General features: G+C 31.8%; 20 protein-coding genes. 6 read left to right on the forward strand and 14 right to left on the reverse strand.

Annotation, left to right across the window (positions count from 1 at the left end; genetic code table 11):
- The first annotated feature begins 374 nt into the window (after positions 1-374).
- Positions 375-5,912, forward strand: a complete 5,538-nt coding sequence (locus H8K90_RS09345) for an FG-GAP-like repeat-containing protein (RefSeq protein ID WP_186845694.1) — start codon at positions 375-377, stop codon at positions 5,910-5,912.
- Positions 5,913-6,058: 146 nt separating this feature from the next.
- Here the strand turns inward: H8K90_RS09345 and H8K90_RS09350 are convergent, their stop codons facing one another.
- From H8K90_RS09350 to H8K90_RS09365, 4 genes are all read right to left on the reverse strand, one after another.
- On the reverse strand, positions 6,059-6,736 hold the full coding sequence (locus H8K90_RS09350; RefSeq protein ID WP_186845695.1) for a metal-dependent hydrolase: 678 nt from the start codon (positions 6,734-6,736) through the stop codon (positions 6,059-6,061).
- A 17-nt stretch (positions 6,737-6,753) separates the two neighbouring features.
- Positions 6,754-8,244 (reverse strand): hypothetical protein, encoded by a 1,491-nt coding sequence (locus tag H8K90_RS09355; protein WP_186845696.1) that lies wholly within the window; start codon positions 8,242-8,244, stop codon positions 6,754-6,756.
- Between the two features lie 109 nt (positions 8,245-8,353).
- Positions 8,354-9,259 carry a 1,4-dihydroxy-2-naphthoate octaprenyltransferase gene (menA, locus tag H8K90_RS09360; protein ID WP_186845697.1) on the reverse strand — a complete coding sequence of 302 codons (906 nt, stop codon included), beginning with the start codon at positions 9,257-9,259 and terminating at the stop codon, positions 8,354-8,356.
- Positions 9,260-9,274: 15 nt separating this feature from the next.
- Complete coding sequence (locus H8K90_RS09365) at positions 9,275-10,114, reverse strand: 1,4-dihydroxy-2-naphthoyl-CoA synthase (RefSeq protein ID WP_186845698.1); 840 nt, start codon at positions 10,112-10,114, stop codon at positions 9,275-9,277.
- Between the two features lie 131 nt (positions 10,115-10,245).
- On the opposite strand from H8K90_RS09365, the gene H8K90_RS09370 reads away from it, so the two are divergent.
- Complete coding sequence (locus tag H8K90_RS09370) at positions 10,246-10,647, forward strand: hypothetical protein (protein WP_186845699.1); 402 nt, start codon at positions 10,246-10,248, stop codon at positions 10,645-10,647.
- Between the two features lie 156 nt (positions 10,648-10,803).
- Positions 10,804-11,235, forward strand: a complete 432-nt coding sequence (locus H8K90_RS09375) for a hypothetical protein (protein WP_186845700.1) — start codon at positions 10,804-10,806, stop codon at positions 11,233-11,235.
- Here the strand turns inward: H8K90_RS09375 and H8K90_RS09380 are convergent.
- The 5 genes from H8K90_RS09380 to H8K90_RS09400 form a co-directional block, all read right to left on the reverse strand.
- Positions 11,224-12,057 (reverse strand): CvfB family protein, encoded by an 834-nt coding sequence (locus H8K90_RS09380; protein ID WP_186845701.1) that lies wholly within the window; start codon positions 12,055-12,057, stop codon positions 11,224-11,226. The genes H8K90_RS09375 and H8K90_RS09380 overlap by 12 nt on opposite strands.
- Positions 12,058-12,144: 87 nt before the next feature.
- On the reverse strand, positions 12,145-12,483 hold the full coding sequence (locus H8K90_RS09385; protein ID WP_186845702.1) for a DUF2853 family protein: 339 nt from the start codon (positions 12,481-12,483) through the stop codon (positions 12,145-12,147).
- A gap of 94 nt (positions 12,484-12,577) precedes the next feature.
- A complete protein-coding gene (gene menD, locus H8K90_RS09390) occupies positions 12,578-14,338 on the reverse strand; it encodes a 2-succinyl-5-enolpyruvyl-6-hydroxy-3-cyclohexene-1-carboxylic-acid synthase (RefSeq protein ID WP_186845703.1) in 1,761 nt (586 codons plus the stop codon).
- A 32-nt stretch (positions 14,339-14,370) separates the two neighbouring features.
- Positions 14,371-15,489, reverse strand: a complete 1,119-nt coding sequence (locus H8K90_RS09395; protein WP_186845704.1) for a chorismate-binding protein — start codon at positions 15,487-15,489, stop codon at positions 14,371-14,373.
- 3 nt (positions 15,490-15,492) lie between these two features.
- On the reverse strand, positions 15,493-15,918 hold the full coding sequence (locus H8K90_RS09400) for a PaaI family thioesterase (protein WP_186845705.1): 426 nt from the start codon (positions 15,916-15,918) through the stop codon (positions 15,493-15,495).
- Between the two features lie 46 nt (positions 15,919-15,964).
- Between H8K90_RS09400 and H8K90_RS09405 the strand changes: the two genes are divergently transcribed.
- A complete protein-coding gene (locus H8K90_RS09405) occupies positions 15,965-16,603 on the forward strand; it encodes an alpha/beta hydrolase (RefSeq protein WP_186845706.1) in 639 nt (212 codons plus the stop codon).
- A gap of 33 nt (positions 16,604-16,636) precedes the next feature.
- Here the strand turns inward: H8K90_RS09405 and H8K90_RS09410 are convergent, their stop codons facing one another.
- The 5 genes from H8K90_RS09410 to H8K90_RS09430 form a co-directional block, all read right to left on the reverse strand.
- Positions 16,637-18,097, reverse strand: coding sequence for an oligosaccharide flippase family protein (locus H8K90_RS09410; protein ID WP_186845707.1), 1,461 nt, complete (start codon positions 18,095-18,097; stop codon positions 16,637-16,639).
- Between the two features lie 53 nt (positions 18,098-18,150).
- A complete protein-coding gene (locus H8K90_RS09415) occupies positions 18,151-19,440 on the reverse strand; it encodes a glycosyltransferase (protein WP_186845708.1) in 1,290 nt (429 codons plus the stop codon).
- A gap of 48 nt (positions 19,441-19,488) precedes the next feature.
- On the reverse strand, positions 19,489-20,184 hold the full coding sequence (locus H8K90_RS09420) for a hypothetical protein (protein ID WP_186845709.1): 696 nt from the start codon (positions 20,182-20,184) through the stop codon (positions 19,489-19,491).
- Positions 20,185-20,220: 36 nt separating this feature from the next.
- Complete coding sequence (locus H8K90_RS09425) at positions 20,221-22,650, reverse strand: YfhO family protein (protein ID WP_186845710.1); 2,430 nt, start codon at positions 22,648-22,650, stop codon at positions 20,221-20,223.
- Positions 22,651-22,735: 85 nt separating this feature from the next.
- A complete protein-coding gene (locus H8K90_RS09430) occupies positions 22,736-23,029 on the reverse strand; it encodes a DUF4834 family protein (RefSeq protein ID WP_186845711.1) in 294 nt (97 codons plus the stop codon).
- Between the two features lie 104 nt (positions 23,030-23,133).
- Here H8K90_RS09430 and H8K90_RS09435 point away from each other — a divergent pair, with 104 nt between their 5' ends.
- A complete protein-coding gene (locus H8K90_RS09435) occupies positions 23,134-24,120 on the forward strand; it encodes a transporter (RefSeq protein ID WP_186845712.1) in 987 nt (328 codons plus the stop codon).
- A gap of 8 nt (positions 24,121-24,128) precedes the next feature.
- Complete coding sequence (locus H8K90_RS09440; RefSeq protein WP_186845713.1) at positions 24,129-25,250, forward strand: GTP cyclohydrolase; 1,122 nt, start codon at positions 24,129-24,131, stop codon at positions 25,248-25,250.
- Positions 25,251-25,277 lie beyond the last annotated feature (27 nt).

A 25,277-nucleotide genomic window follows, 5' to 3' on the forward strand; every position in this document is an offset into this window, starting at 1 on the left:
TATAGTTTACTGTGAACCAATATGTTATTCTTTATCACTTCAATTTTAAAACATATCTAAAATCTATAAAATCAATTTAAAAGCCTATACAGCAATGTTTTAGATCCTATTTAAGGTACTATAGCCTATAAACCTATACGATAAACGAAAATATTATAATAAGGAGTATTTATTAATCATCTTGTACCACTATTTATACTTATAAAATATTTTAAGCATATATAAAAAACCAAATCAATAATAATATGACTGAAAACTACACGCTAGATTCTTAATTAATGCTTTCTATTTTTTTTGATACATCTTCTTTATTGTTTATGTATTGAAAGCATTTGTTTTTTTGCATGTATTTTTTTGTCGATACCTCAAGGAAAATGGTAAACAAGAAACTTATCCTATTTATCACCGTAGTGATTGCAGCTATTGCAGTTCTATATTATAATGAGTCTCAAATCGATGCTTCAAATTATTCAGATTATGAACTCTTAGCGGTTGCAGATCATGAAAAGCTAACTTCAGGATCATACACACTGCAACCTATACGTGAGAATAGCTCTATTGCCACTTTTAAAAGACATGAAAAGGCTATAAACTCACATACAACTAACAGAAGTGCTTTAATGGATCCAGCCATTAGTGCTGAAGCAATTGCAAAATTTCTTAATGGAAATTTACCAACAACAACTCCTTCTGGTAATACAGGTATTCCCGCTTTGTTGTCACAGACTGGAGCTTTTTCTAATTTAAGTATCTTAACTCCTAATCCAGGACTTATCCCTTATGATATGATTGAACCGTTTTGGTCTGATGGTGCTGCAAAAAAAAGATGGATGGCCATACCAAACGATGGTACATATGATACAGCTGACGAACAAATTACATTTTCTAACGATGAAGCTTGGGATTTTCCACGAGGCTCTGTATTAATTAAACATTTTGAGGTTGGCGGACAACGTTTAGAAACACGTTTTGAAGTAAAAGGAGACGACGACGTCTATTATTATTTAACTTATAAATGGAATAGTGCACAAACAGATGCAACCTTATTAGATGATGCTGTAGATGAAGATGTTGTTGTGAACGGAGTTACTCAATCTTGGCATTACCCGAGTAGAAACGAATGTGCATCTTGTCACTTTCCGCAAAATGGTAGTGTATTAGGTCCAAAAACAAGACACCTTAATAAGGCAATCACTTATCCGAGTTCTGGTATAACCATGAACCAACTTGTTAATTTTAGTGAGCTTGGTCTTATAACTGAAACTATTACAGATACTAATGTTAGTAATTATCCTGCGGTGGCTGCAAAAGACGATTTAAGTGCTTCGTTAGAAGATAGAGCAAGATCTTATTTAGATGTAAACTGTGCAAGTTGTCATAATCCAAACGTCGATAACGTGGCTATGTTTGATGCACGTTATTCAACTCCATCGGCAAACCAAAATATTATTTATGGTCCTGTAGTTTATGATGAAGGTTTGACAGATCCTAAAGTGATTATACCACAAGATGTTGCCAATTCTATGGCACATTTTAGAATGAATTCTACACAGACTGGTATTGAGATGCCTCCGATAGCAAAAGATGTTGTTGATACTGCTGGTGTTCAATTAATTGAAGATTGGATAAATAGCTTAACTCCAGCAACCTCTTCTCCACCAGAAGCTTTGTTTTCTGCTTCTACTGTAAATGGCCCAGCACCTTTGAGTGTTAATTTTGATGCTTCCGCGTCAATTGATGCAGATAATGATCCATTAACTTACTCTTGGGATTTTGGTGATGGTAATACAGCGTCTGGTGTTACAACTAGCCATATATTTACTACTTCAGCTGAGTTTACCGTAACATTAACGGTAAGTGATGGTGAATTTTCTGATATAGCAACTACAATAATTGCAGTTAATAATAGTAATCCTGGTGGAAACACTATGTCTTTTACTGATGGAACATCGCTCTTAGGACAAGATAATTTTAGTGGATTGCCAATGGGAGTCATTGATATGAATGGCGACGGTAAAGATGATATTGTACAGTTTAATAATGCAAGGCAGCTTCGTATTCAGTATCAAAATGAAGCAGGACAACCGTTTACAAGCCATGACCATGGCACAGTAAGTAACAGTAATCAATGGGGAACTGCAATTGCCGACTTTGATCATAATGGCTTTAATGATATTATGTCTGGTGGTGCTTACGACAACTTAAAGATTGTAAAGAATAATAATGGAAACGATTCGTACTCACAATCTACACAGCCAAACTCAATTTTGTTCTTACAAGGTGCAAACTTTGCAGATATCAATAACGATGGTTGGGCAGATATTTTTGCGTGTCATGATGACGCAGAATCGCGAGCTTATCAAAACAACCAGGACGGAACTTTATCTTACAATCATAATTTAATTAGAACTTTTACAACCCCATCAAGTGATAATTCCGGAAATTATGCAAGTATGTGGATGGATTATGATAATGATGGTGATCTCGATCTTTATATTTCTAAATGTAGAGGTGGTGTAAACGACCCAACGGATCCAAGACGTATAAACATGTTATGGCAAAATGATGGAGATAACAATTTTACCGAAGTCGCTGAGCAAGCTAATCTTAAAATAGGAGCACAAACTTGGTTGTCGGATTTTGGTGACATTGATAATGATGGTGATTTAGATGCCATTATCATTAACCACTTTACGGGTCCTAATTTAATGAGAAACAATGGTAATGGAACTTTTACAGAAATAACTACAGGAAGTGGTTTATTGCCTACTTTAGATTCCTCTAATTTTTATGGAATTCAAGGGTTTTTCAAAGATTTTAATAATGATGGTTTTATAGATTTAATGGTGTCTGGAGACAACCATTACATTTTTTACAATAATGGAGATGGTACTTTTCAGAATGCTCCAAATCCGTTTAACTCTAATCAAATACAGTCGTTTTCTGTTGGTGATATTAATCATGATGGTTTCTTAGATATTTACGCAGGTTATGCTAATGGATTAAATTCTCCTAGTTCTACAAAAGATAGAATCTGGTTAAATGATGGTAACTCAAATAACTATATTAATATTCAATTAGAAGGCACCGTAAGTAATATAAATGGTATTGGCGCACGAGTAGAATTATATGGTACTTGGGGAAAACAAATAAGAGATGTTCGCTCTGGTGAAGGCTATGGCTTGGTAAATACATTTACTCAACATTTTGGAATTGGAGTAAATACTCAAATAGAAAAAGTGGTTGTTCGTTGGCCTTCAGGTGTTGTTGATGAAATTCTTAACCCAGAAATTAATCAATTTTTAAAGATTATTGAGACCATCCCAGAACCAAGTTGTAATGATGGTATTCAAAATGGTGATGAAACTGGTGTGGACTGTGGTGGATCTTGTCCAGACGAATGCCCACCACCTCCTACTTGTACAGATGTCATGGTGTCTATAACATTTGATAACTATCCACAAGAAACAAGCTGGTCTATTCAAGATAGCGCAGGAGTTACTGTTGCCTCTGGTGGTACTTATGGTAGTGAACCAGATGGTTCTACTATTACTATTGAAGAATGTCTTCCTGAAGGCTGCTATGACTTTATCATTAGCGATACGTATGGAGATGGTATTTGCTGTGAATATGGCAATGGATCATATACTGTAACGGCTAATGGACTAACAGTTGCTTCTGGCGCAAGCTTTGAAAATTCTGAGACTACTAATTTCTGCTTGGAAGAACTCCCATGTGCAGGCGTTGACTTAACTGTAATTGAAGTAGATTTTGAAAACGGATCTGGTACGGATTGGACGACTTCAGGAACTGCTTCTACAGGAACTTTTGTTATTGCAAACCCAACAGCACAAACGTCGGGTGTACTAACACAACCAGAAGACGATCATAGCGAAGTGGGAACAAATGCATTTTTTACGGCAACAAATACTACAGCAGGAGTTAATGATATTGATGGTGGTGTTTCAATTGCTACCTCACCTGTTTATACTATTACTGATGACTCTAATTTATCAATTTGGTATTTCTTTGGACAACGTGATGCTGGTGGAGATTCTGGTGATTTCTTTTTATTAGAATATTCAATTGATGGTGGTACTAACTATACTACGCTTGCATCTTATGGTGATGAAACTGTAGAAGCACAATGGACGGAAGCAACAGCACAAATTCCAGCAAACTCTAGTTTAGTTATTAGAGTATCTGCAGCAGACGGTTCAAGCGCTGGTGATATTGTTGAAGCCGGAATTGATGATTTGGTGGTTACCAAAATTTGTGTAGAACCTATACTATATACCTTTAATGACAATGTCTGGTCGCCAGAAGACCCAAACAATATATCTAACTCAAATGATGAAATTGTAATAGAATCTGGTGAGGCTGTAATTTCTATGAATACATCTATTAATACTATATCGGTCGAGGCTGGTGCGGCATTGACAGTAAATTCTGGTATTACATTATCGGCAAATACTACAACTTTAAAGTCAACTTCAGTTTTATATTCTAGTTTAATAGTTGATGGAACAATTGAAGGTGAGGTAAAATATGAGCGTTTTGTTAATGCTAGTTCTGGTGGTAATGATTTAATTTCCCCACCACTTTCAGGGCAGACGTGGGAAGATTTCTTGGCCTTAGATACAAATGCTACAGACTTATTAAATAATGGTAGTATTAACCCAACAACTTATGCTTTTGGTCCTTTCGATAAAACAGTAGATAATTATATAAATTATACTAACTCTCAAAGCGATTTAGATAATATAAATTTAGTAAGTGGTAAAGGCTACAGAGCCGCTACTGAATCTGGAACAAATTTAACGTTTGAAGGAACCGTGCCTACGTACTCAATTTCGATTAATATATTAGATACAGGAGCACAATTTCCTGATTGGAATTTAATTGGAAATCCTTATCCTTCTTATCTGGATATGGATTTGTTCTTAAATTTTGTTTTATTAGATAATGGCGTAGACCCAGTAGTTAGAAATATGGATATTTTCGAAAATATATCTGGTATATATGGTTATGCTGGTAATGGTGTAGAAAACAAATGGGATGTTATTACCTTAGCCAATGCTAGTGAAAAATTAATGGCACCAGGCCAAGGATTCTTTGTAGCTGCAAATGAAGCTTATGTTAATGATTATGATGTTATTTTTGACCCTTCAATGAGGGCAAAAAACGGCGCTGATGATTTTATTGCTGGTCGTAGTTCAAATAATTTAACGTTTTTTAAGCTCAATATTGGTGCGTCTAATAGTAATTATAGTACTGAGTTTTATTTTAATAATCATGCAAGTAAAGGTCTAGATCATGGATATGATGGAAAAATTTTAGGTAATGTAGCGCCCAACTTTGCCCTATATTCTCTTTTAGTAGAAGACAATACAGGACTTCCTATAGCTTTACAGGCATTAAACCCTACAGATTTAGTAAATACAATAATTCCATTGGGTGTTAATTCTAATCAAGGAGAACAAATTACTTTTAGTATAAGCGAAACCACATTACCAAGAAATGTCGAAGTATATTTAGAAGATAACGTAACTAATACTGTTACGTTGTTAAATTCAGGTGATTATACATTTACCCCTAATACAGACTTAAATGGTTCTGGTCGTTTTTATCTTCGTGTAACATCATCAACGCTATCCGTTGGACAGAATGAATTAGATTATATTCAAATATATACTACAACAAGCCCAAAGTCCTTAGTTATTAAAGGACAATTAAATGCTGGTAGTAGAGTAAGTTTACATGATATACAAGGTCGATTAGTTTTAAATGAAACATTGAATCATTTAAAATTAAGTAACACCATTGATATTTCAAGGCTTGGAACTGGAGTGTACTTTGTTAAGGTATTTAATAATTACCATAGTAAAACACAAAAAATTATAGTAAATTAGATTATGATTAAAAGAAAAAAGCAAGTTTTATAAACTTGCTTTTTTTTTAATTCTAACTTATTTGACAAAGGGTATTTTATTTTTTCTAAAGGAACCCTTATAAACTCAAAAAACAGCGTTTTAAAAAATAAGGGACAACATATAAATTAAAGTTCAACGCTCTCTCCTATTTCTAATAACATTAAATCTTTATTCTTATCAAAAAATTTACGTTTTGCTACTTCATGGTCAATTTCTATATAACCAAATGTGTCATAATGGTAGCCCAAGATTTTATCGCATTCTACAAAATCACTTGCAATAATGGCATCTTCTATTCCCATTGTAAAATTATCACCAATAGGTAAAATCGCTAAATCGAGTTTGGTTTGCATGGGTATTAGTTTCATATCCATAGTTAAGGCTGTATCACCTGCTATGTATATGTTTTTACGTTCGCCTTCAATTATAAAACCACCAGGTTGTCCACCGTATTTTCCATCTGGAAAAGAAGAAGTGTGTATGGCATTTACATATTTCAGACTTCCGAAATCAAAATCCCAAGTTCCGCCGTGATTCATTGGATGACCTTCCAATCCTAATTCTTGATAATGCACTACAATTTCGTAATTAGAAACAACAATTGCTCCTGTTCGTTTAGCAATAGCTTCAACATCTAAAATGTGATCTTGATGTGCGTGAGTTACTAAAATATAATCTGCCTTTATACCCTCAATGTTTATATGAGCTGCTTTATCGTTTCCTGAAATAAACGGGTCAACAAGAATATGAATATCCTTGATTTGAATACCTAAACAGGCATGTCCATAGAATGTGATTTTCATAATTGTATATTTTTAGTCTATTGTAAAATCATAAATTGTCTCTTTTTACGACCAGAACTCATCATAATAAATTTTCCGTCTTGATAAGTTCCGTAAAATGGTAAATAGAATGTTTTTCCTTTATTATCTTGTATTTTACTATAGATAACTTCACCTGCATTATCATAAACTATATCGTATAATGAAGACGACTCAAACCATCCTTTAGAGACTTTTGTTCTTCCATCCTTTTTTTCAAGTAGATTTTTACCAGAATTTAATAATACATGCAATTCATCATTTTTAAGAAATGCATTATATGAAGGTGCTGTAGAACGTTTAAAAATACTTCTTCCCCAATCTAAATTACCAGAAGCTCCAAATTTTAATATTAAAATGTCGTCATAATGATATACCGTTTGCCAGTAACCACCATTCATACCAGTAGACACGTAGGTTTGCGTAATATAAAATTCTTCTGCCAATAGATAAGTATTTCCTTGTGAATCTTCTAAAATATAATCGATATAAAAATTGGTTAACTCTTTTCCTTTATTTTTCTTTTTTGATCCTCTTTTATCACCGAATAAATCTTCATAAACATTTATAGGTAGCTCATAATTGTTTTTACTGGCGATAGAAAAATTTTCTGAATCAATAATAAAATTACAACCACCTTTAATTCTACCCGAATTTCTTTCAGAATAAAAACCTATAAGATGTAACTTACTGTCTACTATTGTAATACCTAAATTTTTAATATGCTGATCAGCTAGGCTAATGGATAACTCCTTATTGCTTGTTTCGGTAATTTTATTTAAAATAAAATCGTAATTGGCTTCTCCCTTTTTCTTTTCTCTTTTTCCTTCTTTATATAATTTTCCTAATACAAAAACGTCTCCGTTATCATTGATAGAAATATCATTATGCTTAAAATATTTTTCTTCATGCTTTTGATAGCTTTTAGTAAATAACAATTCTAAAGTTTTAGCGTTAAACACTCTAATAGCATAGTCGTTTACGTCCTTGTAAATATTATCCGTGGCCATAGCTAAATACTTTCCATTTGGAGATATACCTAAACTGGTTTCACGATCTTGTCGATTACCAAATAAAAATCGCTTTTTAGCAACTGTAACTTCAAATAGTTTCTTTTTGCTATGAGATCCACTTTTTATATTAAATGAATGACAATTAACTATGCGCTCTTTAGCTTTAGGTGAGAACACAGTAAATACTTTAATTTCGTCGCCATAAACAACTTCTCCTATATACCGTTCTTTTTTATCGCTCTCAATAACCAGACTATGTTTTTTATCAAGACTATTATCAAAAACATCAAACAATATATCACGTTTGCTTTCTCTTACTATGCCTGTTAAGCCATTGTCTGTAGTATGAATCGTTAAAACACCTGTAGACTTAACCTTATCTTTATACTCTAAACTTTCACTGACATTTAAATTTGTTTTTTGAGCATCAACAAAGGTAAATGCTAATAGTAAGGCAAGTGTAATTAGATTTTTCATGTAATGGTTTAGATTTTTTTGAATAAGTTGTTAAAATAAAAAAACTTAAGCATTAATATACTTAAGTCTATAAATTTTTACTTTAAAAATCACTTTATAATATAATGAACTAGTACAAAATATACCCAATACCTAAAAGTAAAGCAAACAGAAATGTTGACAAGGCTAAAACTTTTAGTTGCTTATCAAAATCATCTGCTGTTTTTGCAACTTTAATTTTTTTAACATGAATTATTAAAGGGATAAATGCTATAAGATATAAAAAATTGTAAGGCTCTACATAATACAAAATTGAAAATATGACACTCAACAACATAGCACCTATAATCAATACTAAATGATATTTTTTGGCCTTTTGTAGTCCTAATTTTACTGCTAAAGTAATTTTACCTGCATTAGCATCTGGTTCTATATCTCTCATGTTATTTAAATTAAGCACACCAACGCTTAACAAACCTACTGTAATTGCTGGCAAAATCACAACATGATCTATTGTATGCATATAAAGTAAATAACTACCTATTGTACTCAATAATCCGAAAAATACAAAAACAAAAATATCGCCAAGAGCTCTATAACCATAAGGCGAATCTCCCATAGTATAATTTAAAGCTGCATACACTGAAATACCTCCAAGAAAAACAAACAGCAGTAGAAATAAAAAATTAGTTGGTCCAAAAGCCACCCAGATAAGGGATAAAGTAAAAAGTATAATTACTAAGATATTCATCTTTATAGCTTCGAGCATATGGTCTGGTGTTATTTCACCACTTTGAATGGCACGTTGTGGACCTACTCGTTCATCATTATCTGTACCCTTAACACCATCGCCATAATCATTGGCAAGATTAGATAATACTTGAAGACTTATAGTCGTTAAAATTGCCAATACTAAAACCCAAGGATTAAAGTGTCCGTTGTAATAGGCAAAACAAGTTCCAAGTATTATACCAGATACAGAAAGCGGCAAGGTTCTTAATCGCATGGCTGAGAGCCATGGTTTAACTTTTTTCATTGAAACCTAATTATATTATGGAATCCATTTTTTAGGAAAGTTAGGTTTCCTTTTTTCTAAAAAGGCATCTCTTCCTTCTTTTGCTTCATCTGTCATGTAAGCTAATCGCGTAGCTTCGCCAGCAAATACTTGTTGTCCAACCATACCATCATCTGTAAGGTTCATTGCAAACTTTAGCATTTTAATAGAAGTTGGTGATTTTGCTAATATTTCTTGTGCCCACTCATACGCAGTATCTTCTAATTCTGCATGAGGTATAACCGCATTTACCATACCCATTTCGTATGCTTCTTGAGCAGAATAATTTCGACCTAAGAAAAAGATTTCACGTGCTTTTTTCTGTCCTACCATTTTTGCTAAATAGGCAGAGCCATAACCACCGTCAAAACTAGTTACATCAGCATCAGTTTGTTTAAAAATGGCATGTTCTTTACTTGCTAATGTTAAATCACATACTACATGTAAACTATGACCACCACCTACTGCCCAACCAGGTACAACAGCAATAACTGCTTTTGGCATAAAACGAATAAGGCGTTGAACTTCTAGGATATTTAGACGATGATACCCATCTTCACCAACATAACCTTGGTGTCCTCTAGCCTTTTGATCTCCACCCGAACAAAAACTCCATATGCCATCTTTTGTAGAAGGTCCTTCAGCACTTAAAAGCACAACTCCAATATTTACATCTTCTCCAGCATCATAAAACGCATCGTAAAGTTCTGAAGTTGTTTTTGGACGAAAAGCATTCCTAACATTTGGTCTATTAAATGCTATTCTAGCAACCCCATTGCATTTGTGATATGTTATATCTTCATAAGATTTGGCAACTTTCCAATCTATAGAACTCATTTATCTATTATTTTAAAAGCAAAAATAAGGAATTAATAATAATGCACTAACTGCAATTTATATTTGGTTTTCTCATGTTAAACAATATATTTGCGCCCTTAAAAATTAACCCTAATCTAGCCTAACCTATAATGAATAATAGCCTTAACCTTAAAAACAAAACTTTTTTAACTCGCTCAACTAATTTAGGAGAAGTCTATCTCTTTGATAATTATATAATTACTAATTTTAATGAAGGCGTTGATATTGATTATGCTAATTTTAATGAAGTTAGAGATATAATAAAAAATCATTTTGAAGAAAGACCTTTTGGCTTTATCGCAGATAGAAAAAATTCATATTCCATAAATCTAAATGATGCCAATAGATTTAATATTTCATTTCCTAACTTAAAAGCATACGCTATTGTGGTGTACAATTCTTTAACAGAAAGAGTGTTTGAGATTGAAAATCGTTTTTTTACATTTAATAGACAAGCATTTAAATCGATTGAAGATGCAATCGATTGGGTTGAGCAAAACTTACCTCATTAATATCTACTTTATTTCTACTTGTAAGATCTAAAACGTTTTGTCATTCGTATAACATATTAGTCTTCATTGTTTTAAGTGACTAGCATAAAATAGCTGTGTCTTATTAAAAACTCTGTTAAGTCACTAAAATTAGTAGTTTATAAAAATACAACTGTTATGACAATTACAAATTCAAACGTTGCTTCGCAAATTGTAAAACAAACACAGTCTAAGGTAGGAACTGTTCATTTTTTTAACCATATAGCTGTAATAGAATTTAATGAAGGTACTCATATAGATATAAATTCTGTGAAGAAAACACTTAAAGATATTCGCAACTATTTTGGTGATTCTAAACCATTTGGTATCGTGGCAAATAGAGTTAACTCATATTCTATTTCTCTATTAGATGTAAAAGATGCTAGAAGGACGTTACCGAATTTAGCAGCCTATGGTATTGTGAGTTACAACAGTGCTACAAGAATGAATGCAGAAATTGAAAGTAGTTTCTGTGAATGGAAAGATATCTGTTTTAATAATTTATATGAAGGCTTAGACACCATTTACCATAGAGTTAATGGAAATCAGCTAATTTCCTCACTGAACTAGACTAATTCCCTTATCGTCAATAGTTATTTGACGCTCTTTATAAAGAGCTCCTATTGCTTTTTTAAAACTTTTTTTACTCATCTGAAGCATCTCCTTAATTGCTTCTGGATCTGACTTATCATTTAATGGTAAAAAACCACTATTATCTTGTAACTCATTTAAAATAAACTCTGCATTCGGTTCAATATTTCTATAACCTATTTGGTTTAAAGACACATCTAACTTGTTATCGTGACGTACTTTTTTTATGATACCTTTTAATCTATCACCTACACTAATATCTTTATAAATATCATCTTTAAACACAAGACCTAAATGTCTTTTGTTTACAATAACATTCATGCCTAATTCTGATGGATGAGATACAATTAAATCAACTTCATCAAATTGATTAACAGTGAGTTCTTTATTATCTAAAAAACGATTGGTTTTACTAGAAGCAACTAAACGTTCAGTTTCTTCATCTAAATAGCAGTGCACCAAATACCAACCACCTGCTTTCATTTTAAACGCTTGTTCTTTAAACGGACAGAATAATTCCTTTACCAAACCCCAATCTAAAAATGCACCAAACTTAGTAACCTGATTACAACGTAATAATGCAAAATCACCATTTTTAATATAAGGTTTATCTGTTGTGGCAACCGGTCGTTCTTCATTATCTAAATAGGCAAAAACTTCAATCTTATCGCCTATTTCAAATACTTCTGGTACATATCTATTGGGTAAAAGAATTTCATTATCATTTCCATCCCCTAAGAATAATCCTGGTTCTGTATCTCTTAAGATTTCAAGTGTATTATATTCGCCTAAATGTATCATGTTGCAAAGGTATTCATATTCATACAAAGAAAAAGCGCTATAATTATTTAATTATAACGCTTTTCATATTTTTTTGAATGCTTTCTACTAGTAAACAGATTCTTTTTTGAAATGCTTACAAAGCATGTAATATACTACTGCTCTATATTTATTTCTATTAGATTGTCCGTAAGTATCCATTACTTTAGCAATAGCTTTATCTAAATCAGCACCATCTTTTAATCCTAATTTTTTGATTAAATAGTTGTTTTTTACTGTTGCTAATTCTTTTTCATCAGAACCAGAAACCGTAGAAGAATCTGCATTGTAAATTGAAGGACCTAAGCCAACAGTTACTTTAGTTAATAAGTCCATATCTGGTGTCATACCACATTTGTCTTTTAAATCTGCTGCATACTTCGCAATTAAATCATCTCTTTTACTCATGTTTTATTGTTTTTAGGTTAAATAAATTGTCTCACTAAAGGTAAGTATTTTTTAGACACACAAAAAATAGAGAAGTCACTTCTTAACGGTTACTTTACTTTATAAACTCAAAATAATCTAAGAGTATTTTGTCATTTAAAGTAGAAGGCGTAAAAATCTCCAATAATTTTGGTTGGTTAGACGCATTGTAAAAACCTTCTAATTGACTTTTCAATACAGTTTCATCATCAGCTCTTAGATAATCAAATCCATACATATTACATAGTTGTTTAGCTGTAAGTTGATGTTTGGTTTCAAAAAAGGTATTAAAATTATCTGTGTCTTTATGACCTGGTAGAATTCTAAAAATACCTCCACCATTATTGTTAACAACTATTATTCTAAAGTCTTTGGGTATATAATTATTCCATAGTGCATTACTATCATAGAAAAAGCTTAAATCTCCTGTTATAAAAGTTGTGGGTTCATTTGCGGCTACTGCTGCACCTATCGCAGTACTTGTACTGCCATCTATGCCACTTGTACCTCTATTACAAAAAATATTTATATGCTTTGGCATTTGAAATAATTGCGTATATCGGATTGCAGAACTATTACTTATTTGCAATTGACCTTGAATTGGTAAACTTTTAATAATGGAATTAAAAACCGTAAAGTCTGAAAACGGTATCACTTTTAAATACGCTTTATGTTTTTTACGTCGTAATTGTCGTGTTGCTAACCAAGTTGTTTTATAATTACTTTTTGTATGATGTGTTACTTGCGGTAAAAACGCACTTAAAAAAGTATTGGGTCTTAATTTTATATGCTTTTCTAAGCAAAAAAAGGTGTCATTTGCATGTTGCAAACTTACATGCCAATGATGGTCTGGTTTATACTTTCTTAGAAATTTCTTAATTTTTTTTGAGACAATTAAGCCACCAAATGTTAGCAGTATATCTGGTTGCAATGTTTTTAATTCTTCACCTTCTAATGGTGCAATGATTTTATCTATTTCTGGGAAAAAATCTTGATGATGTAAATTAGATGTCGTTTCTGTAAACACTAAAATACTATCGTCGTCAGCTATTTCTTGTATCCATTTTTCTTCAATAGAATTGGGCTGTAAAACACCAACTAAAATCATTTTTCGTTTAGCATTATGCCAAACATCTAACAAACTTTTAATTTCAAAATCATCTACTTTCTCAGTTCTACTTTCAATTTTAAAAATTTTTGGATTTACAGTTAGTTTTTCAACGGTTTCATATAGAGGTTCATCAAAAGGAATATTAATATGAGTTGGACCTAATTTTAAATTTGATATAGTAAGTGCATTATGTATTTCAGACTCATTAAATGACTGAATGTCTTTTTGCAGACCCAAGATACGTTCAAGCTTATTTTCTAAGTTCTTAAAAATTGGTAATTCGTCTTCTTTACTTCTGCTGTCTTCCTCTTTTAGATCTAATTTTAAATTTGTGGAGTACAATACATGATCTCCATAAACATTCTTTTGTTTTATAGTTTGTCCATCACCAATGCCTACCAAATGCTTTGGTCTATCTGCAGATAAAACAACTATAGGAATATTACTATAAAAGGCCTCAGCAACTGCAGGATAATAATTAAGCAGCGCACTACCAGACGTACATACTATAGCTACTGCTTCTTGCAATTGCTGTGCAATACCTAATGCAAAAAACGCTGCACAGCGTTCATCAACAATGCTGTAACAATTAAAAAAATCGTCGTGAGTAAATCCAATTGTTAAAGGAGCATTTCTGCTTCCTGGAGAAATAACAATATGCTTTACGTTATGAGCTTTACATAAGGTTACAACAGTTTGCGATAAGGGAATTTTGGAATGCTTCATGTATATACAAATATAGAAAAATCTGTAGGTTCTTAGGTAAGTACATTACCAATAGTTTTGGTTTTATTTACAGTTTCTTCCCATTCCTTTTCTGGGTTAGAATCTTTAGTTATACCACCACCAACATAGATTAAAGCTTTGTCTTCTTTAATTTGCATACAACGTAAATTAACGTAGAAATTAGACTGTGTTTTTACAACTGCATAAGCATTATTTTCAACATTGCGTCTATTGGTATTTCTAGTTTTAGACTGCTTTAAATTAAGTTCGCCTAAAAAGCCTGTATAGTATTCGCGATTATAATTTTCATGTTGAAGAATAAAATCTTTAGCCTCCTGTCTAGGAAAGCCACAAACGGCTGGTGTAGGATGCAAGGCATCAATAATAGATTTTAAACTAGATGTATTTGCTATACGGCTTGTAATTCTTGTTTTGAGATGAAGCAAATTACCTGCTCTAACCGTTTCTACATTAGACACGTTAATTTGGCTCGTATAAGGTTGTATTTGATTGGTTATATAATCGGTAACGATTTGCTGTTCTTCTAATTCTTTGTTAGTCCAGACAGGTTTAGATATTCTTCTGTAAGGTTGAGTTCCTGCCAAAGAAATGGTTGTTAATTGCTTGCCTTCAACTTTAAATAATAACTCTGGTGTTGCTCCTAACCAAAGACCTACTTTAGGGTGATACCAGCAATAAACCATAGCATTTTTGTACTTATGATAAAGTTTTTTGAAAATTGAAATTGGATTATTGTTAGTCAATTCTTGAGTTTCACAACGCGACAACACCACCTTTTTAAGTGACTCTTGCTGAATAGTGCTTATTCCTTTTGAAACTAAACTTATGTGAGAAGTTTTTTCATTCTCATTAATTACTAATTGTGTTTTAGAGATTTGAGATTCAATTTTAGATTCTACCTCAATAGAATATTGCTCACAATCCGTTTCTAATAAAAGAACACTTTGGTTTTTAAAGTCGAATGGTGCAAACACAAATCCACTTTCTGTAAACGTTTCCGTTTTATGTAATGTATCATCTTTTTGCAACCAACATTTAATAATAGAATTAATTGGTCTACTATAAACTACAAAAGGTAATTGATTAGCATATTGCGCTTTTAAAGCCTCAAAAAACGAATCTTCATTCATTCGCTACTTTTTTTTGGGAAGTGAAATAGTAGATAATCTACAAATAGAAACTAAATTATCAGCTTCATCTGTTACTCTAATATCCAAAAGTTGTGTGGTTCTACCCTTATGTAAAAAAGTAGCTTTGGCATAGACATAACCATCAGTAACACTCTTTAAATGATTAGCTGTAATCTCTAATCCACGAACAAAATAATTTTCAATATCTGTAAATAAATGCGATGCAAAGCTCCCAACACTTTCTGCTAAAGCTGCCGTTGCTCCACCATGCAAAACACCATCTGGCTGGTGTACTTTTGGTGATACTGGCATTCTTGCTACTAAAAAATTATCACCATAATCCACCATCTCAATTTCTAAGGTTTCCATTAACGTGTTTTTACTCACAGCATTAACTTTTGCTAAGAATTCTTCTTTAGATTGTTGCATAGAAATACAGTATTTTTATCATCGAAAAGCAAAGATACCAAGAATAATGAATTCCAACGAAAAAGAAATCACATATAAAACACGTAACTCCTACTCTACTTTAAATCAACTCACAGAACACACTAAAACGGTTTGGTTTGTATGCCATGGCATGGGTTATTTAAGTCGCTATTTCCTTAAATATTTTAAGGGATTAAATGTAGAAGAGAATTATATTATCGCACCTCAGGCACCGAGTAAATATTACATTCAACCAAAAATGCACGTTGGTGCCAATTGGTTAACACGAGATAACACTGATACTGGAATGGACAATATTTTGAATTATTTTGATTCTATTTTTGAAGTTGAAGATATCCCAACATCTGTTAACCTTATCATATTTGGATATTCTCAAGGTGTTAGCGTGGCTATGCGATATATTGCAAAAAGACAATTAAAATGTAACCAATTGGTAATACATTCTGGTGGCATTCCTAAAGAATTAACTGCTAAAAATTTTGAGTACTTATCTAATAGCACAGAAGTAAAACTTATTTATGGTACTGAAGATGAATATTTAGACGAAGAAAGAATTCTACATGAAACTAAAAGATCACAAGAATTGTTTGGCGATAGAGTTTCAATTATGCCTTTTAACGGTAAACATGTGGTTAATGTAGATTACATTAATAATTTGGTTTAAACTACCAATAGTATGCAACTTAGTAACTATAGTTTATTTTAACCTTAAATACTTTTTAATCTGACTAGATATGTCTTCAGAAACATTTAATTTATATAGTAAGCTAAAGTAGACTAAGCCTATTATCCCAGATTTTAAAACAATATTTACTATCGGGTGAAACGGAAATTCCCAAAAATAGAATACTAAAATCAATACTATTAAAGTTAGTACAACCTTTAATGAAGCTAATGTAAATGGTTGCATGTTAAACTTCTTTTTAACAAAAATGATCTTTATAGTGTTATAAACAAAAACAGCTAAAAATGTTGCAAATGCAGAACCTTCAATTCCATAAACAGGGATAAAAACAACATTTAGTACTATCGCTATAATTGCTAATAATACTCCAAAAAACAAAACCATTTTATAATAATCGCTATTAAACAATATAGCATTGTTATTACCTAAACAATTATCATAGAGTTTAGCTAAACTTACAATAAGTACTACAAATAATCCGCCTGTAAATTCTTCTGGAAGGACTTTATAAAGCTGATTGATATTTAGGATAATTAATAAAAAAATAAAGCCGCTAATTACCAACAGTGTCATAGAACTCCGTTTGTACAAATCCTCTAAAGCTGGTATATCTTTATCATTAAGATATTTAGCTGTTAAAGGCATTAATATTTGGTGCATAGCACGCTGAGGTACAGCTATTACAGTAGCTATAAAAATGGCAACACTGTAATATGCTACTTGCTCTATATCTGGTAATATGAGACCAATCATAAACTTATCAATATCTAATATAAGCATGGCCACAGAACCCGCAATAATCATTAAACCTGCATACTTGAATATTGAATTTTGCTTTTCTAATTTCTGAAATTTTAACTTCGGAAATCTTACAGAAAAAGCATATAGCTTCATAATTACCATACGCAATATATACACGCCAACTAAAGCTATTATAAATTGATCAACAGTTAACCAATCTAAATACACAGCAAAAAGTAATAACATAATACAAACTCTATGAAATACTTCTTTCATAAGATTACCAAATACGGTTTGCATTTGTACTTTAGTCCAAGCGAAAAATATTTCGAAATAAGCCATGGCAATAGCCAAAACAAAAATGTGCCAAATATAATTTTCTACAATTGGGTTTTCGCTAGAAAGTAAACTAATAATAGCATCATAGGCAAAATAACCAATAATACCAACAGGAATTATAAACGCTAAAGGCAGAAATAACATCAATGTTAAAAAGCTATTAATGCTACTTTTAGATTTAAATGACGAATAGAATTTAACGATAGCATTATGAACTCCAAAAGCCATAAAAGGCATCATTATGTTTGCCGCAGATAATAGAAATGCAACTAAACCATAATATTCATCTGTTAAAAAATTAGTGTAAAGAAAAAGGGTATTAACAGCACCAATACCAAAACCTAAATAAGTTGTAATAGTATTTTTAAAAGATTGATTTAATACAATTCCCATAGTGTTACAAATTACAACTATAAACTGTCAATTTCCAAAACCAGTTTTGAGAATTAATTTTTCTTAAGAATTTCACTTAATTTTTGTGTCAATGCCTTTCTACTATATGGTTGTAAACCAATAGCATTAACCTTTAACAATTCATTCTTAAAAGCATTAAAATAATCTAAGATTTTAGTTTTTAATTCAGTCTTTTGATTATAAGTATAATAGGTACCAGTATTTGTGGATTTAATAATATGTTCTACATCAGCATCCTTTGGGCCAATCGCTAATATTGGTGTTTCAGAGATAAGGTATTCAAATACTTTCCCTGGTATTATCGCTTTGGTGTCTTCAGAATCAATTTCTATGAGTAGTAATAATTGTGATTTCATCTGAAATTTAATCGCATCCTCATGGTTTACATAACCTAATACATCTAAATGGTTTTTTAATCCATTTTGACGAATAGATTCTACAACATCATCACTTACCACACCTATTAATTGCAATTTAAAGGCTTTAGAAAATTCATCATTTTCATTTGTTAATTCTGAAAGCACTTCCCATAAAACCATAGGATTTCTATCAGATAATAACGATCCTATATGAGATAAAGTAAACATAATGTCCTTCTCTTCTACTCTAACATTATGAGAATCGTAACCGTTTGTGATTACTGAAATGGGTTGCTTAGTTTTAGCTTCAAACTCGTTTTTAGTATGATTACTTGTTACAATGATTTCATCTGCCGTATTTAAAACTTTACGCTCTAAATCTATATGTTTAGCTTTTGAAGCATCGGTTAGTTTTAAGGCTTTATGATAACCAATAGTTGTCCATGGATCTCTAAAATCTGCTAACCATTTTACACCTAATCTTGCTTTTAATTGCAAACCAATTAAATGCAAACTATGTGGTGGACCAGTAGTGATAATGGTTTCTATTTGATGATCACTTATATATTCTGAAAGAAAAGCAACAGATGGTTTTACCCAATTTTTACGAGCATCTGGTATATAATAATTCCCTCGCACATATAGCATTGCTTTTTCAATCAAAGACTGCTTTTTTTCTTTAGGAATAACACCAGTACTTATCTTTTTAGCACGACCCTTAGAAAATAAATTAGCCAAACCATAAGGCTCACTAATTGACTGTTTGAGAATAGTGATGTTTTCTGGTATTTCATTTACTAAACTTTCATCTATTATAGGATAGTTCGGGTTTTCTGGACAATACACAATAGGCTCAATACCAAACTCAGGTAAGTATTTTACAAACTTTAACCAACGTTGCACACCAGGACCTCCTGCTGGTGGCCAATAATAAGTTATGATTAGTACTTTTTTTTTGCTCATTGTTGTCATTCCTGTGAAGGCAGGAATTTATTTAATAATTATAAGTGGTTACTTATTAGAATTTTTTATCAATTTATTAAAATCATCCTCTAATATAAATTCGGCTAATTCTAATTCTACAACAGTACCATCTGGTAGATATCTTTGATATTCCACCATTCCAACTCCTTTAGCATAATACGTAAATTGATAGTACTCGTATTGCTGATTAGCATCTAATAATTTTATAATATACTTATCCTTAAACATTAATGTAGAATACTCTTTCCCTCTAACATATATGTTTTCAAAACTGTTTTTGATTCTTTCTTTAGTAAAATGCGCATTTCCATAATTTGGATTATTGTATTTTACAGAGTACTTATAACTATTGGTGTCTTTCCACTTAAATACATCCTTATCTATTACTTTTCCAACAATATTTATAATTTCTTCTTTACTATCTTTTTCGAAATCTTCGTATCGGATTAATTCTGCTCCATCACTTTTCAACTCTTCTTCAAAATAATTATATAGTCGAAAATCTGTAGTATAGGATTCTGTTATAATTTTATTGAGATTAGGATTTGTAGTTACTTTCCAATATTCGTGACGACTTGGATTATTTTTATCTATGTATTTATAAATTTTTATTTCTACTTTATTCGCAATCTGATAGTAATAATCTTTAAAGTTTTTTTCCGTAGTAAAACTTGAAAATGAAAATACTAAAACAACAAGTAAAATATTTTTGTTTATTCTCATTTTATCAACTTATTAAAAATTATCGAAATAGATATATTAATCCTTCAACTTTTGTCTCTTGACCTCATAAAAAATCCCCAAAAGCAATAATATCCCGAAAACAGCCGAACTCGCTAAAGCAATACTACTTCCTGTTTTAACAACTTGTGGTTCAAACTTAAACTCTATAGTATGGTTGCCTTTAGGAATACCCATACCACGAAGCACATAATTGACGCAAATATGGTCTACTAATTCACCATCTAAATATGTTTTCCATCCATTACCATAATAGATTTCCGAAAAAACAGCAAAACCATCATTAAGATTGTTAGATACGTATTTAAGATAATTTGGCTTAAATTCTTTTAATTGAATATTTGCGGTAGAATCAACCTTAAATGTTTGAGTTTTTAAGTCTCTATACATTCTTGATACGGCTTCGGTTTTAGTATTCAAACTATCTAAAGCCAATATTTCTTCCTCAGGATTTTTAACCTTTCGCAATTTTGAAACAAACCATGCATTACCGTTAGCGTCTGTATTTGTATATGGAAAAATCTGCCCTTGCTCTTCTGCGATAATGTACTTTGTATTTAGCATATTGAGTACATTCATGTTATTCTTATACACATGAAATTCTAATAAATCATTCACTCTACCTAATTTTGCAGCATGGTAACCAAATAGTGAATTATGAAAATAAGCTGCACGTCCTGGTTTGCTCTGCCCTTCTGAAGACATGTCTAAAACTCTAAAGTGTCCTTTGTCTTTTAAAATTTCTTTATCCGCAGCATTAGCTTGATAAGGTTTATCAACACTTAATGCAGATGAAAAATTATCGTTGTTAACATATTGTCTATCTATACTTACCAAATCAAAAAGTAACAACACTGCAAATACCACAACAGTTAAGTTTTCTGATAACTTTTTCTTCAGGAAGAAATAAACCGCTCCGGCAGAAAGCAATACTAATATTAAAGTTCTAATAGTATCTGTAGTAAACAAAGCCTTTCTATCTTCAATAACAGCATCCATAAAAGGTTGTCCATAAGCCTGAATATATTGATCGTCTCTTAATCCTTCAAAATCGAATAAAGTAGATTTAAAAAGAAGAAATAGCAACGCTAAACCTGAAGTAATACCAACAGTATATTTTAATGCTTTTAATTTTTCTTCATCTTTCTGAAAGTCGTTAAACAAACGGACCAAAGCAAAAATACCTAATACAGGAATACATAACTCTAGTATGACCTGAATTGAACTTACAGCTCTAAATTTATTATATAACGGTACATAGTCGATAAAGAAATCAGTAAGAAAACCAAGATTTTTACCATAGGAAAGTAATAATGATAAAATTGTACCTCCAACTAACCACCATTTTAGTCGTCCTTTAACTAAGAATAAGCCTAAAACAAAAAGGAAAATTATAACAGCTCCAACATAAGCTGGTGCCTCTACAATAGGTTGTTGCCCCCAATACATTGGTGCATTTCGCGACCCTTCTAGTGCATCAATAGGTGAAGCTCCTAGGTTAATGTATGCTTTATAAGTTTCAGAATCTTTACCAACATCTTCGGTATTTCCTCCACCCATAAATTTTGGAATGTAGAGATTAAAAGTTTCTAAAATACCATAACTGTATTCTGTAATATAATCTTTATTTAAACCTGTAGTGACCTCTTTTGGTGAACCATCTGGATTAATCGTTAACTCACTTTTACCACGTGTACTTTCCTTTACATACTCTTGGGTTGCCATAATATTTGTGGCATTTAAACCAACAGCAAGTATGGCTGCAATAGACAATAAGCCTACAGATTTAAAGAAATGAGGTAACAACTTTTTTCTATAAGCATCTACTAAATAAGCAATGCCTAGTACTATAACTAACAACAGTAAATAGTAAGTCATCTGAAAATGGTTGGTTACAATCTCTAAGCCTAAGGCAACCGTTGTAAGTAAAAATCCAAGAATATATCTTTTCCGAAACGTGAGTATAATACCTGCCAAAACCAAAGGCATATATGCTATGGCATGGGCTTTAGAATTATGACCAACTCCCAATATAATTATGAGATAGGTTGAAAACCCAAAAGCTAATGCTCCAAGTGCTGCAAGCTTAAAATCTACTTTTAAAGACAGCAATAAAATGTAAAAGCCAATAAAATATAAGAATAAATAATCTGCTGGCCTTGGCAGAAATCGCAATGCTAAATCTAACTTCTTAATGTAATTATGAGGATATTGAGCTCCTAACTGATATGTTGGCATACCACCAAAAGCACTATTGGTCCAATAGGTTTCCTCACCAGTTGCTTTAGCAAATTCTTTTTGCTGTTGAGCCATGCCAATATAATGCATAATATCGCTCTGAAAAATCTTTTTACCTTGTAAAACAGGACTAAAATAAGCTAAAGAAAGTACTACAAAACCTATTATTACTAGGATATGTGGTAAAAAGCGTTTAAAAGAAAATGACATGAGTAAACTTTAAGTTGAATGATTCTGAAAAGTAGTTATTTTTTTTGAAACACAGATAGAGTTTCCTGTTTTCGCAAGAGCCACCTTAATCAATTTCTTCGTAATCTACATATTCACCAACTTTTGAGTTAGATGATCTATTCTGATTTGGCATTTTGTCAATAACCGTTTCCCCTTCTTTATGCTTTTGTTGTTGTCTTTGATTTGTCTGATTTTGAAATCCACCAAATTGCTGACCAAATTTCTGTTCTGCTTTTTTAGCGACAAAACGCAAAAGCAAAGGAGCAAAAAGACGTGCTAATATCTTGAAACCGAAGTAAACAAGTAGTATAATTAAAACCGTTTTCAATAATCCCATAACGGAAGCTTCTTGTATCATAAAAATAAATAATACTCAAAAATACAATTATACTCATTTATAATCCGTTATTATTCCTTAAAAAAAGTATAAAATATATATATTTGACTTTAAACCAAAGACAAATGCGAGTACTCAAATCTATTTTCGTTTTATTAATCACTTTGACTTTTAGCTCAGCCTACGGACAATACACAGAAGTCATTAACTCTAATCGTCCTGGTGTTTCTAAAAGTGCTTTTTCAGTTGGTACTGGAGTTGTGCAGTTTGAAGCTGGTGCCTTTACAGTAAAAGAAGAACATGTACCTTTAAAATATGAGGTTTCTGGTTTTGGCGCAGACTTCGCTATAAGATATGGAGTTTTGTTTGAACAATTAGAGTTTTCTTTAGATGGTGTTTATCAAAATGATAACATTACATTCAATAATGCAGCAATTCCTGTTAAGGATAAACGTTCTAACTTTAAAAATGTAACCTTAGGTGCTAAATACTTAGTTTACGATCCATACAAAAATGCTGAAGAAGCTAAACCGAATCTATATAGTTACCATGCTAATAGAACATTTCAATGGAAATCTTTAATACCAGCAGTTGCTGTATATGCTGGTGCAAACTTTGACACAAAGAATAATCCTTATACTGCGCCAGGAATTGAAGGTTTTAGCCCAAAAATTATGCTTGCTACCCAAAACAACTTTAATGGTGGTTGGGTATTTGTTACCAACTTTATACTAGATAGAATTGGTACTGATTATTCAGATTTTCAATATATACTTACGTTAACACATTCATTTACTCCGCAATGGGTTGTTTTTGGTGAAACGCAAGGTATTAGCAGTGATTTTTACGCAGATAATCTTCTAAGATTTGGAGGAGCTTATTTATGGACTCAAGATTTTCAATTAGATACCAATATCACTTTTAACACTAAAGATACACCTACCGTTTTCAATATTGCACTTGGAGCCTCTTACCGATTAGATTTTCATAAGGATAAGAAAATAGACAATGGTAATGGTAATGATGGTAATTTCGAAAAGAAAAAGAAGAAGAAAAAGAAAAAGAAGAAAAAAGAAGACGATTTTGATGACTCTAATTCCGACAATCTATAAGTCAATTTATGATTACAATTAAAGAAGCCACATCAAAAAAGGATTTAAAAACATTTGTAAAGTTTCCGTTTCAACTTTACAAAGGATCTTCATCTTGGGTACCACCAATTATAGCAGAAGAAGTAAGAACTTTAGATAAAAACGTAAATCCTGTTTTTAAAGACGCAGAAGCGCGTTATTTCTTAGCCTATAAAGACAATAAAATTGTTGGTCGTATAGCAGCAATTATCAATTGGCTTGAGGTTAATGGGCAAAACGAAATGAAAATGCGTTTTGGTTGGTTCGATGTTATTGATGATATTGAAGTTACTAAATTGCTACTAGAAAAAGTACACGAAATTGGTAAAGCAAAAGGCTTAAACTATGTAGAGGGCCCTGTTGGGTTTTCTAATTTAGATAAGGTTGGTATTTTAACTGAAGGCTTCGATGAATTAGGAAGCATGATAACTTGGCACAATCATCCGTATTATGCGGATCATTTTAGAGCTTTAGGTTACGATGTTGGGAAAACCTATTCTGAAAATAAAATGGAGTTTAAAAATATACACCAAGAGTTTTTTACACGTGTACAAACTATGGTGAAGAAGCGTTACCAGCTAAGAGCTCTTAATTTTACAGATAATAATGAGATAATGAAATATGCTGATGAGATGTTTGAAGTTTTTTCAGAATCGCATTCCGTACTATCCTCATTTGTAGAAATCAACAAAGAACAACGCGAATACTTTAAAAAGAAATTTATTGGTTTTCTTAACCCTGAATATGTAAAATTCGTTTTAGATAAAGACGACAAGTTAGTTGGCTTCGGAATTGTAACACCTTCTTACGCTAAAGCTTTGCAAAAAATGAATGGTAAGTTATTTCCTTTTGGATTTATGCATTTATTAAAAGCAAAGAAGAAAGCAAAAACGGTAACATTTTACCTTATTGGTGTATTGCCAGAATATCAAAATAAAGGAGTCACGGCTATAATTTTTGAAGAGTTTTGGCAAACCTTTAACGCCAAAGGTATTCAACTTTGTGTTAGAGGACCAGAGTTAGATGATAATGAAGCTATTCAAAAACTTTGGAAGAATTTTAAACCTGTAACGCATAAACGACGTTGTACGTTTAAGAAAGCTATTATATAAAAAAAGCCACTTTTCAGTGGCTTTTAA

Source organism: Winogradskyella echinorum (assembly GCF_014297365.1).
Lineage (GTDB): Bacteria > Bacteroidota > Bacteroidia > Flavobacteriales > Flavobacteriaceae > Winogradskyella > Winogradskyella echinorum.